Consider the following 14,643-nt stretch of genomic DNA (forward strand, 5'->3'; position numbering starts at 1 on the left):
TCAACCAAGTACTCTACCTCTTCGGCCACGGAATGGCCCCTGCTTCCCTCGACCGCACCCTGCTTGTGCAACAGCCATGAGAATATTTCGAATATATATAGCACTAATTCTCCTGGTTATGGTAAAAGGACCAGGAGAATTGCTATATGCGCAATCGGACTCCACACAAGTCAACACAGTGGCGAATTCCTCTAATAGCCAAACCGCAGCCGATAGTCTTTTTAGTCTTGGCGAAAAATATGTAAATTCTCAACGATACGAGCAGTCGTTATCGCTTTTCCAAAAGAGCATTAAACTATATGGCCTCACTAATAATCACAAAAAAATAGGAGACTGCTTCAACTACATTGCAGTGATAAATTATTTTCAGGGCGACTATTCCAAAACAATACTCTTCTCAAAGAAGAGCATTGAATCATACAAAAAAGCTAGCCATAAAAAAGGAGTGGCATCACTTCTAAATAACATAGGCAGTGTGTATAATACCTCTGGAAACTATCTCAAAGCATTAGATTATTACAAGCAAGCTATTGTTATGTTTGAGGAAGTTGGAGAGAAGGAAAATCTGGGTGTAGCTATTCGAAACATAGGGCTGATTTACATGGAGGGTAAGGACTACAAGAATGCGATGGAATACTTTCGCAAATCTTATGCTCTTCATAGAAAGTTGAACGATCAGAAAAATATTTGCGAAACCCTAATACCAATAGGGAATGTGTATGCCAAAGAAGGAAGGTACGATCGTGCTTTCGAGAACCTTACCAAAGCATTACAAATTGCAGATGAGGAGAAGGATAAGCAATTGCAAATCAGAGCACTCGCTAGTTTAGGTGACTTGTTCTATGGTAAGTCAGACTACAACCGAGCATTGTCATACTACACTCGTTGCTTGGCCTATTCAAACGAAGTAGGCATATTGCAGTACCAAAGTGTATCGCAGATTGCCATTGGCGGCATTATGCACATGTTGGGAAAGAACAGGAGTTCACTAGTGAACTGCCAGGAGGGGTTGAGATTGGCCGAAAAACTGGGGTCTATGTCCCAAAAGAAGGGGGGGTGTGATTGCCTGTATCGGGCCCATAAGTCCTTAGGTAACCATCAGCAGGCACTGCGCTATTATGAGCAAGCCAATGCGTACGCGGACAGCTTGAACTTAGCGGAAACATCCAATAAGATGATGGGCATGGAGTTCCAGCAGCAGCAGTTGGTCGATAGCATTGCCTACGTCAAGAAAGAATACGTCGTTCAGCTCAAGCACAAAGAGGAGGTACGGCGCAGAGAGAAGAACCGAAACATCATCGTCATCTCGCTCTGCTTTGTGCTCCTGATTGCGGCGGGCTTGTGGAATCGGCTCACCTATACCAGGAAGTCAAAGTCGGCATTACAAACCGAGAAGGACCGGTCTGATACATTACTATTAAACATCCTTCCGGAAGAAATTGCGGAGGAACTCAAGGAGAAGGGCAAGGTGAGTGCCCGGGATTATGATCTGGTGTCGATCCTGTTCACCGACTTCAAGTCATTCACTCAGACCGCCGAGAAGATGACTCCCCAGAGCTTGGTTGAGGAGCTAAATATATGCTTCAAAGCATTCGACCTGATTACAGAGAAATACCAGATCGAGAAGATAAAAACCATAGGTGACGCCTATATGGCGGCAGGGGGCATACCTAAGGCGGACAAGGACTCAACCAGAAACATCGTGTTGGCAGGACTTGAGATGCAGGCGTTCATCAGGAATAGGGCCATCGAGGGCCACCGGACAAATCGCCCCGCCTTTGAAATGAGACTGGGCATCCACATTGGGCCGATCGTTGCCGGGATCGTCGGGGTGAGGAAGTTCCAATACGACGTATGGGGGGACACGGTCAATACGGCCAGCCGGATGGAGAGCAGCGGCATGGTCGGGAAAGTAAATATCAGCGAGACGCTGTACCAGATCATCAAAGACGAAGACTGCTTTTCGTTTGAATACAGAGGCTACGTCCAGGCGAAGGGCAAAGGTGAGGCAGCCATGTATTTCGTTGAGAAGTGCAGCGTAGCTCAGGTCGTGGCCTAATTAGGGTTGAGGTGGTCTAGTTACGCTGGACAGTTTAGGGCGTTAAGCGGAAGGAGCTGTTAATGAATTTGATACGGTGTCTGGTAGTCGGGGCTGGAGTGCAGCTGTTCGTAATTGTAGTAGTCGAAATAGTCGGCGACGCTGCGCTGGGCATCGGCTAGGTCAGCAAAAACAGGCCGCTCGCGGACTTCGAGTACTTCGGTTTTGAGGCGCGACCAGAGACTTTCGGCCTAGGCATTATCGTCGCAGTCGCCGCGGCTGCTCTGCGAGCGTAGCGCCTGGTGGTCGTGCAGCAGTTGCCGATAGGCCTTGCCGCAGTACTGCCCGCCGCGGTCGGAGTGCACGAGCAGGCCCAGCGCGGGCAGCTGGGACCAAAAGGCGCGCTGCAAGGCGCTGGTCACCAGTTGCTGGGGCATCTTTGCCCCAACCTGCCAGCCCACGACCTGCTTGCTGGCCATGTCTTGAAAAGCGCACAGATAAGTCCAATCGCCGTTAGCCAGGGGCAGATATATGATGCCACGGCTGACCCAGACCCGGTTGGCCTGGACTGGCCGGGTTTGGGCTGGCCGAGCAGCCGATTCAGGGCGCAGCGCAGCCCGTGGGTCGAATCCGTGGTGCGCGGGGTAAAGGCCTTGGGCTGCAGCGCGCGCAGACCCCGGCGGCGCATGGTCGCTCGCAGACGCTGGTGGCCAACCCGGTGCCCCTTTTTGCGCAGTACTACCTGGAGGCGGCGCGTACCATAACAGCGCTTGTGCGCCCCGAAGACCTTTACCAGCGCCGTTTCCCAGGCCGGCTCCGGCTGCGTTACGGCCTGCTGTTGCGCGTGGTGCCAAGCGTAGTAGCCGCTGGCTGGCACGGCTACTACCTGGCAGAGCAGGCGCACCGGATACTGGCTCCGCTGCGCCTCGATGAAGCGGTAGCGGCGCATAGGGTGTCGGTCTGCGAGAGCCTGCGCTTAAAGCAGGCAACTGGCAATGGCTTTTTTTAAAATGGCTAGTTCCTGCGCCTGCCGCCGGGATAAGGCCCGCAGCTGGCGCAACTCGGCGGCCGTAGCCGGGTCCAAATCGGCCCCGGCTACGGCCGCGACGGGCATCAGGGCTTCTTTCTGCCACTTGTAGAGAAGCTTGGGGCTGATATTTAGGGCGCGGGCCGCGGCCTGGATCGAGCGGCTCTCGCACGCCAGACGCAGGGCCTAGGCGCGGAAGGAGGCGTCATAACGCCGACGTTTGGCGGGTTAGGGGCAGTCTTTCATGACTGTCGAAAGATAAGACCCTATTCTGTCCTGATTTACCCGACCACTTCAAAAGTGCCTAAAAGTAGGAGCCTTGAATTATTCCTTACTTTCGGTAAACGAGCTTTCCGGATATAGTACTCATGCACTGCCTGTGAGCCTATTGTGAGCCCTTTCCTACTTCCTACGTTTCTGGCTCGGGGGCCAAACGGTAGCTGGTGCTGCGCCCGCCAGCACCTTCGTGTACCAGCACACCCTTGGCCACTAAGTCGGCGATATCGCGGCCGGCCGTGTCTTGGGAGCAGTGGGCCATGCGCGCCCACTTGGCCGTGGTGAACTTGCCCGCGAAGCCGTCGAGCAGCCGCGTGAGCAGCTGCCGTTGCCGGGCCGTGAACGCCGCGTCCCGGTGCTGCTCCCAGAAGCGGGCCTTAGCCAGCACGTGAGCCAACGTCTGTTCAGCGGCCGCTAATGCCCGTCCCAAACAGGCCAGAAACCACGTGAGCCAGGGCGTCACATCCAAGGAGCCGCGCTGGCTGGTTTCGAGCAGGTCGTAATACGCTTGGCGCTCGGCCTGAATTTGCGCCGACATGCTGTAGCAGCGCTGGCCCGTGCCGTCGGCGCGGGCCAGCTGCAAATCGGCCATGGCACGGGCGATGCGGCCGTTGCCGTCGTCGAAGGGGTGAATCGTGACGAACCAGAAATGAGCTAGCCCCGCTTTGAGCACGGGGTCCAGGCCCTGATCCGCGTTGAACCAGTCGAGAAACTGCTGCATCTGGGCGTCCAGGCCCGCGGCAGCGGGCGCGTCGTAATGCACGCGCTCACGGCCCAGCGGCCCGGAGACCACCTGCATGGGGCCCGTGCGCCACGCGCCCACCTGCAACGGGTACAGCCCGCTGTAGCCGGTGGGAAACAAGGCCGCGTGCCAGCCGAATAGGCGCGTGGCGCTCAGCGGCGCGGTGGCCTGCTGGGTGGCGTCGAGCAGCATGGCTACTACACCCTCCACCCGGCGGTCGGCGGGCGGCAGCGCGGCCTGTTCGAGTCCCAGGCGCCAGGCGATGGAGGAACGTACCGATGCTGGGGGCAGCAGTTCGCCCTCGATTTCGCTCGACTTGAGCACGTCAAGCGTGAGCGTGCGCAGGGTGGCTTCGGCCCTTAGGTCCACACCCAATGCCTCGAGCCGGCCCAGCAGCCGCCCCTGCTGGTGACGCACCGTGCCCAGCAGCGTCTCCAAGGCGGCCGGGTCCCACGTAAAGGCCGGCCACTCCGGCCGTTGGTGAATATAAAGCCCTAATCTCCGCATACTATGCGGTGAATATACCTCTTATTCGCCGCATGCCCCTGCCTCTGCAGCAATTTCACGTTGCCGGGGTGGCCACGGGACTGGGCAAGGGCTGAACGTGCAAGGCCACGCCGCGGTGGTGCAGATACTTGTAAAACGTGGCCTTGCAGATGCGCAGGCTGCGGGCCATGTCGTCGACGCTCAACTCGCGGGCCTTGTAGAGCAATTCCGCCGCGCGGGCCGTGCGCTGGGCTTCGTCTGAGAGGCCGGGCTTGCGCCCGCCGACGCGGCCCCGGGCGCGGGCCGCGGCCAGCCCGGCCAGGGTGCGCTCGCGGATGAGTTCACGCTCAAACTCGGCCAGGGACGCGAACAGGTTGAGCACCAACCGGCCCTGAGCCGAGTGGGTGTTGATGGCGTCGGTCAGGGAAATCAAGCCAATGTTGCGGCGCTGCAGCTCGGCCACTAGGTCGAGCAGGTGCTTGAGCGAGCGGCCCAACCGGTCGAGCTTGTAGATGTAGACCGTGTCGCCCGGGCGCAGCTGGAGCAAGAGCTTGTCGAGTTCGACCCGGGCGGCCAGGGCGCCGGAGGCTTTTTCCTGGTAGATAAGCTCGCAGCCGGCCTGGGTCAGGGCGTCTAGTTGTAGTTCTAAATTCTGGTCGCGGGTAGAGACGCGGGCGTAGCCAATCTTCATACAGGGGAGTTTACGAAACTCATCTGCTAACGGCATTTCGTAAACTTTGATTGGTAGACGAGTTTCTTAAACTCGGCATAGGCACCAAATGGCCGTTCCAAGCTTTGGTGCAACTTGCGGGGCGTTTAGTTTAGCGGTTCAGGTAAAGGAGGCTTATTGTTGAAGCCTTTTCAGGTAAAAGTGAATAGCGGACAAGGCGCTCACACAGTGGCGGTCCCAGTGCGCGTCAAAATCGAACTTGAATTGCCACATCGCATTTTCCTGACAGTCCGGCTGGCCTAAGTGGAAGACCAAGAGCGCAGATCGGACGTCTTTGTAGATGTCCCCTAAATCGTCCAGCAAGTCGCCGCACACCGGCGTATGCTCCACGTCGTCGAGGGGGTCAAACACATGCCAGTAGTAGCGGGCTTCTCCCAGCCGCTCAGCAATGCGGGAAAGGGTCGCCTGAAAGGCAGTGGCGGCCAAGGTGTCGTCATGGTCCTGATTCGATTGCAGGTCAACCCACGGCAAGGCAGACGCGGCATCATACAAGCGGACCAAGTACCGACGAGTTGCCAGCAGAAAATCCAGCGGCAGACCGGGCTCCTGTTGCTCGATGAAGGCACAAAAGTCCACCGCAGCTTGGTAGTAGGCCGTAAACGTTGGGGCTTTGAGAATCTCTTCGGTAGACTGCTGGTGGTCCATAATGCCAGTTCACTTTAACGGTCCGAAGGTAAACGTGCTCTGTTTGGTAAAAGGAGCGAAAGACTTACTTTTCAGCTTCTCCACTACCGTGTTATACCACAAACCACTATGCGCACACTACTCCTTGATGAAACCAAGGCACTAGGCACTGCTTTCCAACTATTAAAGTATGCTGGTATTATCGTCTTAGTTCTCTTGGGGGTGCCTATTGTGTTCTTGGCTAAGAAAGCACTTTCACAAAATAGCTCGACAAGAGGGGCTGGTTTCGCGCTCCTACTATTAGGGATTTGTGGGTTGCTTTTTTTAATTGTTGGTGTTGTCGTATTCTTCGCTGACTTCGTATCGTCTCACTAACATCATCAACAGCATTTCCGGTTTAGGTAAACGGTGGCAAGGTAAACGTGCTTTGTTCAGAATAAGGAGCCTTTCCCTTGCTCGCTTCTACTTCCCGCAGCTAGACAATAAACCCGTCTGCTGGTAGTTTTGGGTCGGGCTGCTTTCCCGGCCTTTGATGGGATGAGAAACGAGGTATGCATGGCCGTAGCCGGGCTGTTAGGGTCCTTAGGTGGCGCGTTCCAGTGCCAGGCGCAGCGTACGCTGTATCTGGACCTGCGCGCGGGGGGTAATTTTACCTTCGCGGAAGGCGCTTATTTTGGGAAGGGAGAGCCGCCCTTTAAAGCCTATAGCTCACAGAGCTTTGGAGTGCAGGGCGTAGCCATGCTGCGCCTGCAACTAAGCGAAAAATTTGGCATTGCTACTGGCTACAGCGGGAGTGATTTGGGTTGGGGATATAGCATTCAAGTGCCGAAAGAATACTCGGTGAATCCGTATCACCCGGATAAGCTGGGCAGTAGTACGGGAGCATACATGCACCAATTTCCGTTGCTGCTAAGCAAGACGTTCGGAGAATACAATATTCGGGAAATTGATACTGTTTACCATACCTACTTGGCCAGCTTCCGACTCGATGCGGTCTTGGGGGGCGGACTTAATCGGATTGGGAACAACCTCCTCGAGGAAAAATACATCGCAAGTAGTGGGTATGACTTCATCGAGTTCAGAGCCACTCCGATTCTGCGCCGCCGGTGGGGCCAGTTTCTCATTGGCGGAGTAACGGCCCGCTTCTACCGCTTAGGCAAGGAGCGGCTGAACCTAAGTTTATACTACACCCAAGGCCTGACCGATATGCTGCTCGTGCCGGTGGAATACCGCTACAACACGCAGCGCGGCGCTACCACGCTGCACGTGCGCGGCTCGGGCTTCAGTGCCACACTGGGCCTACCGCTGCGCTTGGCCACGTTCGGACCAGACCGCGGGCTGCTCCAATCCAGGAAGAACTAGCTATGCAGACCAGTCGGAGTACCCAAGCAACGCCGACGCGCAAGGCTGCATGGTTGCCACTGAGAATGGTACCCTTCTGCCCCAAATGGTAGGACTGCTTCGTGTTTTCCGTTCCTGAAGCAGCTTTAAGGCAAGTTTACTTTAACGGTCCGAAGGTAAACGCGCTCTGTTTGAAGAAAGGAGCATTATTCTAACTCAATGAATGCTTGTAGGCCCCCCAAACAACGCTAATGTATAGCTCTGATACCTACCCAAGTATGATGAACACGCTTACCCAGCTCTATTACGATAGACGCGCTTCCAATCTGCTTCTGTTAAGCATGGTACTCGGCCAGTTGGTCAGTACCTTAGCTGAAGAGGGTTACAGGAACATTCCTGCCTATCGACAGCCGCTGGTGCTGACAACGTTTTGTGTCCTGATTGCCCTGGCCACTGGCATGGCTTGGCTCGTCCGAAAAGGGAAAATGTGGGCTAAAATTGGCTGGGTGGTAGCGGTTTTGCTACGGTTTATCTATCAAGCCATATTCATTAAAAAGAACGGAATAAGTGCGCTGGTGCCGCTGATTGGCCTCACCTATTTGGCAACTCTCTTCCTGCATTTGGTAGCGCTGTTCTATGCTTTTCGCTTCAAATTCGTTAAACGCCAGCCCCTAGAAAGCCTTTAACCCTAGCCTAGCATAAGAATCATCTGGTTCAGCCAAACGGTCGGAATAATGACGGGAGCGGCGCCCCGGACCGGGGGCCGGCGGAGGGCCTTAGGGAACGATGAACGTAGCTTCCTTTATCAGGTCGGCCGCTGGGTCCGCGGACGTGTAAGCGTCTGCCTCGTTGACGTCCCTAAAACTAAGTGACTGGTTCAGGCCCGTCTGGCCGTTGACCCGGACGCTGAGCACCAACTCACTTGTGCTGGTCAAGGGCCGCTGGGCGGGGCGCTGGAACAACGCCGTCAGGTAGAGCACGGTCCCCGGCTTTAGGCGGCCCAGGGAAAAGGTCGACACGCCGTCCACCAGCGCGCGGTGGTCCAGCAGCCGGGTCGTGCCGGTACAGGCGCTGCCGGGGGCGTAGCAGGCCCGGTGGGAGGTAGTGCCCACCACGACGGCGGGCAAGGGACGGGCGGGGTCGGCGGCGTCGGTGCTCGTGCCGAACAGCACCACGCGAACGGTGACTTCGGGCAAGGCCGGGGCGGGCGGAGCCTCGTTTTTGGTGCAACTGCTGCCAAACGCTAAGGGCGCAAGCAAGGCGGCAAATCGGAGAAAGGAAGAGGCCATCGGAGGTAGTTGGGAGCAGCGCAAGAGGAGGAAGGGTAAACCCCTATTTGTTTAACAACACCCTATTACTAAAAGGCCCAACGCGGTGCGCCGGGCCTTGGTAGCCATATCCCAGTGGGCAAGGCGTTACCGGATAGCCAGCCTGCGCACCACTGGACCAGCGCCTGTTTGCAGTCGCAGCACCAGGCGGCTGTTGGCATCGGTAACCATGAACGGGGCTGTTAAAGTGAGGGGTTGGTGAGTGAGGCTAGGCTGAACTCGCCGTTGGCGCTGGGTTGGGGCACACCTGCAACGCGGCGGCGGCCACGCCCACCAAGTTTGAGCAGCTGATTATGGGTTCGTCCATTTCAGGACGGTGGTCTGGCCAGCCCACCGAGCCCGTACCAAGTAGGTGCCGGCGGCGACAGCTGGCAAGGGTAGAATTTGCGTCCCAGCCGCCATTGGTGCGGCACGAGATGCAACCAGCCTCCCCAATAAGTCGAGCACCTCCATGTATACCGTAGTGGATTTGCCCAGCGTAAGGTGCAAGGCAGCTTCGGTCGAAGGATTGGGGTAAAGGGCCACATTGGGGTTAAGTGACGCCGTATGGCTGGCTAACGGCGTGGAGGCCCCTAATTGCCCGGTACTACTCAGGCCCTGGGCCAATACGCGGCTACTGGCAGTAGCAGCAGACGATAGCTCTTCCCATACGACCACCACATTGCCGGTGGGAGCGTAAGCACTCAGCGACGGATATTGCTTGGGCGCGGTGGCTTCAGCAAGCAGGACTGAGCCGGCGGCCCAGGCCGGCCGGCCGGTATAGTCAATTTTGGCTGCGCGTAGCAACTGATTAGCTGCGTTCTGGCCTGCTGCGGGCACATCCTCGCTGTATAATACCAGCAAACCATCTTTGGTATCACGCAAGTCGTGCGCAAGTGGGCGGGTTTGGCCGGTCGGTACTACAACCGTAGCCGTAGCGCCCAATAAGGGGGTTCCGTTAGCATCGAGCTGCTGTACATACACACCCGAACTGGTTTGGTCATTTAGGTCGGTGCCTAGCAGCAGCCAGACTCCCTGGCGGGCGGCCACGTAGCGGAGCGCGGCTACGCGGGCGGCAGCAGGGTTATCCGTTGGTACGGCCGTGCCCGCGGCACTCCAGCGGGTGCCGGCGGCATCTAGGTGCTGTACGAAGCCGGTAGCGGGGGTACCGGCAAAGCCGGGGGGCGTGTTAAAAGCAATGTAGCAGCCTCCGGTTCCATCGGCCACGGCCAAAGGGTGCCGCAGTGGGAACAATGGGCTTTGTGCTGGTTGGTCTGACACTGTTATCGGCGCGACCCACTGGGGTGCGCCGGTGCCATCATAATGCTGGGCCAGCAGTGTGTTAAGAGGCGTTCCGGGAGCGGGGGCATACCGATAAAACACCAGAATGGCACCTTCGGCCCCGTCGGTTAGTAGCGCGGGAGCAGTGTAGCTCAAGGTATTGCTGGCATCGGCCAGCAGCGGAGGCGTGGGCCAGACCGATTGACCGCTGGCCGCCGCCAGCTTTTGTAACGCCACCGTGCTGCTATTGGGAGACCAGGCCAGCAGCGCGTCGCCAGTGGAGGTGAGCGCAAGCACGGGCCGGGCGTTACGGCGCGTGATGATGGGTGTATTCGGTACTGGCCCTCGTACTACCACGCCCCCGGTACTACCCCATTGCGTCTGGCCTGCCGGGTTAATTTTTTGTGCCCGGATTTCGCCCTGGTCGCCGTCGGGATTCAGGTTACTGTACACCAGCACGGCATTACCGGCGGCATCGGCCTTTAAGTCGTAGCCCTGGAAAATATTTGTCGGTGCCGTCAGGTTGGAGTTAGTGGGCGTGGGCGAGGTATAGATGGGTAGGCCTGCCGGAGCCCATTGCTTGCGCCCATCGGCCCCGAATAACTGGAGGCGCACCGTGTATACATTCTCCGACGGCTGGCTGACTACGCGCTGGTTTTCCACCCAGGCCACGTAACGCCGACCATCGGGCAGAGTGGCGCTCAAGGGGCGCTGCTCGATGAAGGGTACGCCGTGTCCGGCGCTTACGGGCGTGGGTTGGGCGGGTGAGGTGCTCCACTGCGCGGCGGCCAGTTGGCTCACCAGGCTGGCGGCTACTAGTAAATAGGCAAATCGGAACATAATGCTAAACCGGGAAAAGAAGAAAAAATAACCGGGCTGGCCGGGCCGGCCACCGTTCTGCAAAGATGGGGAGAACCGCTGGGCCGGCTACTCCCCATAAACCAGGAAATTCACCTCCCTGAAAACCAGTATTTTTAATGGGAGCTAGCAATCTGCCTGAACAAACCTTCTACATTTGGCCGCTTCGCTTTCTTACCCCTATGCGTATCGCTTCCAAAGCTAGCCAACTGCTCCTACTGACGCTGGGGCCGGCCGTAGCGGCTCCCGCTCCCCCCGATTCGGTGCGGGCCGAGGCCGCTCTGGACCGGGCTGGCGCCATATTCTTTGCCGATAGCACGCGCGGATGGCAGGCGGCCCGCGAGGCGCTGGTTTTCAGCAAGGCCGGGCACTACCCGCACGGGGAGGTGCAGGCCTACCTGATGCTCGGCAACTTTTACACCTACACGGACCGCTATTCGGCGGCGCTGACCTGCTATGCCCGCGCCCGGCAGCGGCTGCTGGCTTTAGAGCGGCAGCACCCCCGCACCGCCCGTACTGCCCACGGCCTGGGGGCGGTGGCGACCAATGAGGGGGTGGTGTTTGACCGGCTGGCTGACCGTGAGCGCGCTATTCGGCGCTATGTAATGGCCGCCGGGTATTTTACCCAGGCTTCCGATACGGCCAGTTTGATTAATGTGTACACCAATATCGGGGCTGGCTTCAGTGAACTCAAGCAGTATACCATGTCGCTGCGCTATCTCAAGCGGAGTATTGAACTGCTGGAGCGCCATCCCAGTCCCGGTGCGCTCACCGTGTACGTAAATGCCGCCCTGGTGCTGCTGGAGCAGCGCCGCTACCCGGAGGCAGCGGGCTACCTGCGCACAGCCCGGCAACTGGCCGAGCGCCCCGGCAATCCGGTAGGAGCGGAGAAAGACCTGTATTACAAGGCCCAGGGAATATACTACCGCGACCTGCACCAGTACAAACAGGCAACAGCGGCTTTTAAACAGGCTTTATTTTTTGCCCGCCAGAGGGGTGATAAATTCAGCTCGCTCGATATCTACAACCAACTGGGCCTGCTCTACGCCAACCAGCGCCAGTACGTCCCGGCCGAGGCCGCGTTCAGGCAGCAACTTAAGCTAGCCCGCGAAATCCCTAATGGCGAGCAGGAGGCCCTTGCCTCGCAGCAGCTCGCCGAAACCAACTGGGCGCTGGCCCGTTACGCGCGGTCGGCCCGCTTCTACCAACGGGCGCTGGCGCTCAAAGATAGCCTGGCCGGCCCGGCCGTGGCGCGGCAGATAGTTATGCTTGAAAGCCGCTACCAGGTGCGGCAGCAGGAAGCCCAGCTCGCTACCCTGCGCCAAACCCGGCACTTGCAACAGGTAGCCCTAAGTCGCAAAACGGCCCTGCTCTACACCGTACTGGCGCTGCTCGGGGCCGCGGCCGGGGCGGGCGTTCTTGGCTACGTGGCCCTGCGCCGGGGCCGCCATCTGAGTCGGCAGCAAACCGAATTACAGAAGCGGAAAATCCAGGAGCTAGAGCAAGAACGCCTGCTGCTGGCTACCGAATCGTTGCTTAAGGGACAGGAAGATGAGCGTAGCCGCCTGGCCCGCGACCTCCACGACGGCCTGGGCGGGCTGCTTTCAACAGTAAAATACTCGCTTGGTAGCCTGCGGGGCGCGGCGCTGCTCCCGGCCGGCAGCGCCACTCTGCTCAACAACTCGCTCGAACAGCTCGACCACTCCATCGGCGAGTTGCGGCGGGTGGCGCGCGACCTCGTACCCGAAGCCTTGCTGCAATTTGGCTTGTGCCCTGCCTTACGCGATGTGGTATATAACCTTAACCAGGCCGGGCAGGTGCAAGCCCATTTTCATTGCGCGGGGCTGGAAAACGAGCAGCGCGTACCCCAGCGTACCGAACTGGTAGTTTACCGCTTCGTGCAGGAAGCGCTCCACAACGTGCTCAAGCATGCTAGGGCCCAAAGCGTTATAGTACAGTTGAGCCGCCATGAAGCGCGGGTGCACGTGACGGTGGAAGATGATGGGCGGGGATTTGACCCAACACACGTGCGCTCCGGGGTAGGCCTACGCAGCTTGCAAGCCCGCGCCGACTATCTGCGCGCCCAGCTCGACGTGCATTCGGTGCCGGGCCAGGGCACCACTATCACCCTGGAGTTTGAGCTGCCCGCCTGAAAATAGCTGTTTTCTCAGCCAGATTAGCCCCATGCTGGCACCTTATGTCTTTTTCACTGCTTGCTATGTCGCCCATTCGCACCCTGCTCGTTGATGACCATCACCTAGTGCTGGAGGGTCTGCGTGTACTATTGGCCCCGCTTGAGTACGTGGAGCTGGTGGGCACTGCCACCTCCGCCGCTGAGGCGTTACGCATAGCTCGTACGCTGCGCCCACACGTGGTACTACTCGATATTAATTTGCCCGACGGTAGCGGCGTTGATGTATGCCGCCAGCTTCTGGCCGAACTGCCAGACCTGAAAATTATTGCCCTTACTACCCTCAGTGAGCGCAGCTATGTGCTCCAGATGCTGCAAGCCGGAGCGGTGGGCTATATGCTGAAAAATGTACTACCGGAGGAACTGGCCGCCGCCATCACCAAGGTGTACGCGGGTAAAAAGTATTTCAGCGATGAAGTGCAGGCGATGCTCACGCAGCCTGATGCCGCCGCCCTACCCACCCTGACTCGCCGCGAAAAGGAAGTATTGCAACTCATTGCCCAAGGCCTCACCAGTTCCGATATGGCAGAATACCTCCACCTAAGCATTCTTACCATTGAAACACACCGCCGTAGCCTGCTGACCAAGTTTGAGGTGAATAACGCGGCCTCCCTCATCCGACGCGCCGCCCATTTATTTCTGGTATAAAGTTGAGGTCCGAAGCTAAACGCTCTCTGTTTGAAAAAAGGAGCGTTATTATTCCTCGTCTGGCTCATTCACTTGTTCCATTACTTGGACTACTCGCAGTCCTGTTGCGGGGTTCAAGGCCACTTCCGCTTCCACGAAGATGTCCGAGTCGGGCACTCCCAAGCGCGTGTAAAACACAAATTCTCCACGCTGGCGGCGCAGATAGGCCGTACGGGAGAGCGCCAACTCAGGCAGGGGGACGAAGCCTTGGAGCACGGGGTGGTTCCGAAACAGAGTTTTGGAGAGCGTGGCGTTGGCCCACGGGTGGCCGGCTCGGGTAATGACCAGCTTGCTGTGGTAATTGTGCGCGTAGAGCCGCTCGGGCGAGGTATCACCCTCGACGGGGCTGAGCAACACCGCGCTGTCGTTCAAACATGTCGTCACGACGCGCACCCGGTAGCGGTCGGGGCCGGGCAAGAGGGTGTCGCGTTGGTCTATCTCGGGGTCAACAGGCCAGTAGGTGCTCGATGAGCTGGGCGCAGGCGGTAGTGGTACGGCCGGTGCTTCCGACGTAGCAGGGTCCGGCGACGCGCAGCGGGCGCACCCCAGCACCACCAGTAAAAACAGGACGGCTTGTTTCATGCCGCAAGAAACCGACTCTTCTTTACCGTTCAGCGAAAGGGTCCAAATAGCCAAACGCCATGTGTCGCCGCCTCTATTGCTTGTCGCCGCTTTTAGCCACGTATCGCTCATAAAAAGCGCCGGTCCCCTTGGCGTCCAACCGCCCGACAATTACTTCCACCGAGCTGTGGCCCGTGTCCCAGCCGGGCCGTAGGGAAACGTGTTCGCGTGCGCCAAGGGGCAGCGCCGGTAACTCGTCTTGCGGGAGGTCGGCGAGTCGCAGTAAGAGCCGTGCCAACGACTTGAGGCCTTCGGGGTCGCCGTGGATCAGGATCGTTTGCCAGTGCTCGGTGATGCCTTCGAATTCCTCTTCGTCATTGCCCACAAAGAGGTCCAAATGACCGATTATTTCGGATTGATACGGATTCATTGTTGCAAGGGGCCGGTGGACTTGGTGGGAGGAAGCTACGCACACGCCAAGCGTACAGCCAAAG

General features: G+C 58.1%; 15 protein-coding genes and 2 pseudogenes. 6 read left to right on the forward strand and 11 right to left on the reverse strand.

What is annotated here, in order from left to right; translation table 11 throughout:
- Nucleotides 1-118 precede the first annotated feature (118 nt).
- Nucleotides 119-2,059 (forward strand): adenylate/guanylate cyclase domain-containing protein, encoded by a 1,941-nt coding sequence (locus HW554_RS16765; protein WP_176909734.1) that lies wholly within the window; start codon nucleotides 119-121, stop codon nucleotides 2,057-2,059.
- Between the two features lie 59 nt (nucleotides 2,060-2,118).
- Here the strand turns inward: HW554_RS16765 and HW554_RS21115 are convergent.
- The 7 genes and pseudogenes from HW554_RS21115 to HW554_RS16800 all read right to left on the reverse strand — a co-directional run.
- Nucleotides 2,119-2,277, reverse strand: a pseudogene (locus HW554_RS21115) (integrase core domain-containing protein); the annotation flags it as partial.
- Between the two features lie 12 nt (nucleotides 2,278-2,289).
- Nucleotides 2,290-2,847 (reverse strand): transposase, encoded by a 558-nt coding sequence (locus tag HW554_RS21120; RefSeq protein ID WP_394354323.1) that lies wholly within the window; start codon nucleotides 2,845-2,847, stop codon nucleotides 2,290-2,292.
- Nucleotides 2,748-2,987 (reverse strand): annotated as a pseudogene (locus HW554_RS21125) (hypothetical protein); the annotation flags it as partial. The gene HW554_RS21120 and the pseudogene HW554_RS21125, both read right to left, overlap by 100 nt.
- Before the next feature lie 27 nt (nucleotides 2,988-3,014).
- Nucleotides 3,015-3,248: a transposase gene (locus HW554_RS21130; RefSeq protein ID WP_116942467.1), complete on the reverse strand. Its 234-nt coding sequence runs from the start codon at nucleotides 3,246-3,248 to the stop codon at nucleotides 3,015-3,017.
- Nucleotides 3,249-3,474: 226 nt separating this feature from the next.
- Complete coding sequence (locus HW554_RS16790) at nucleotides 3,475-4,590, reverse strand: Fic family protein (protein ID WP_176909735.1); 1,116 nt, start codon at nucleotides 4,588-4,590, stop codon at nucleotides 3,475-3,477.
- A 55-nt stretch (nucleotides 4,591-4,645) separates the two neighbouring features.
- Nucleotides 4,646-5,260, reverse strand: coding sequence for a recombinase family protein (locus tag HW554_RS16795; RefSeq protein WP_176909736.1), 615 nt, complete (start codon nucleotides 5,258-5,260; stop codon nucleotides 4,646-4,648).
- A gap of 153 nt (nucleotides 5,261-5,413) precedes the next feature.
- A complete protein-coding gene (locus HW554_RS16800; RefSeq protein WP_176909737.1) occupies nucleotides 5,414-5,944 on the reverse strand; it encodes a DUF5063 domain-containing protein in 531 nt (176 codons plus the stop codon).
- 108 nt (nucleotides 5,945-6,052) lie between these two features.
- Here HW554_RS16800 and HW554_RS16805 point away from each other — a divergent pair, with 108 nt between their 5' ends.
- From HW554_RS16805 to HW554_RS16815, 3 genes are all read left to right on the forward strand, one after another.
- Complete coding sequence (locus HW554_RS16805) at nucleotides 6,053-6,298, forward strand: hypothetical protein (protein WP_176909738.1); 246 nt, start codon at nucleotides 6,053-6,055, stop codon at nucleotides 6,296-6,298.
- Between the two features lie 129 nt (nucleotides 6,299-6,427).
- Entirely contained in the window at nucleotides 6,428-7,285 is an 858-nt protein-coding gene (locus HW554_RS16810) for a hypothetical protein (protein ID WP_176909739.1), read from the forward strand.
- A gap of 257 nt (nucleotides 7,286-7,542) precedes the next feature.
- A complete protein-coding gene (locus HW554_RS16815) occupies nucleotides 7,543-7,950 on the forward strand; it encodes a hypothetical protein (protein WP_176909740.1) in 408 nt (135 codons plus the stop codon).
- Between the two features lie 90 nt (nucleotides 7,951-8,040).
- Here the strand turns inward: HW554_RS16815 and HW554_RS16820 are convergent, their stop codons facing one another.
- Together HW554_RS16820 and HW554_RS16825 are read right to left on the reverse strand one after the other, a co-directional pair.
- On the reverse strand, nucleotides 8,041-8,553 hold the full coding sequence (locus tag HW554_RS16820; RefSeq protein WP_176909741.1) for a hypothetical protein: 513 nt from the start codon (nucleotides 8,551-8,553) through the stop codon (nucleotides 8,041-8,043).
- Nucleotides 8,554-8,883: 330 nt separating this feature from the next.
- Nucleotides 8,884-10,692, reverse strand: coding sequence for a T9SS type A sorting domain-containing protein (locus HW554_RS16825; RefSeq protein WP_176909742.1), 1,809 nt, complete (start codon nucleotides 10,690-10,692; stop codon nucleotides 8,884-8,886).
- A 200-nt stretch (nucleotides 10,693-10,892) separates the two neighbouring features.
- Between HW554_RS16825 and HW554_RS16830 the strand changes: the two genes are divergently transcribed.
- Together HW554_RS16830 and HW554_RS16835 are read left to right on the forward strand one after the other, a co-directional pair.
- Nucleotides 10,893-12,863 carry an ATP-binding protein gene (locus tag HW554_RS16830; RefSeq protein ID WP_176909743.1) on the forward strand — a complete coding sequence of 657 codons (1,971 nt, stop codon included), beginning with the start codon at nucleotides 10,893-10,895 and terminating at the stop codon, nucleotides 12,861-12,863.
- 65 nt (nucleotides 12,864-12,928) lie between these two features.
- A complete protein-coding gene (locus HW554_RS16835; RefSeq protein ID WP_176909744.1) occupies nucleotides 12,929-13,549 on the forward strand; it encodes a response regulator in 621 nt (206 codons plus the stop codon).
- Nucleotides 13,550-13,597: 48 nt separating this feature from the next.
- Here the strand turns inward: HW554_RS16835 and HW554_RS16840 are convergent, their stop codons facing one another.
- Nucleotides 13,598-14,170 (reverse strand): hypothetical protein, encoded by a 573-nt coding sequence (locus HW554_RS16840; protein ID WP_176909745.1) that lies wholly within the window; start codon nucleotides 14,168-14,170, stop codon nucleotides 13,598-13,600.
- A 73-nt stretch (nucleotides 14,171-14,243) separates the two neighbouring features.
- Nucleotides 14,244-14,643 (reverse strand): Imm32 family immunity protein (locus HW554_RS16845; protein WP_218134759.1); only part of this gene is annotated, 400 nt, incomplete at its 5' end.

The sequence above is a fragment of the Hymenobacter lapidiphilus genome (assembly GCF_013377885.1).
In the GTDB taxonomy this organism is placed as follows: Bacteria; Bacteroidota; Bacteroidia; order Cytophagales; family Hymenobacteraceae; genus Hymenobacter; species Hymenobacter lapidiphilus.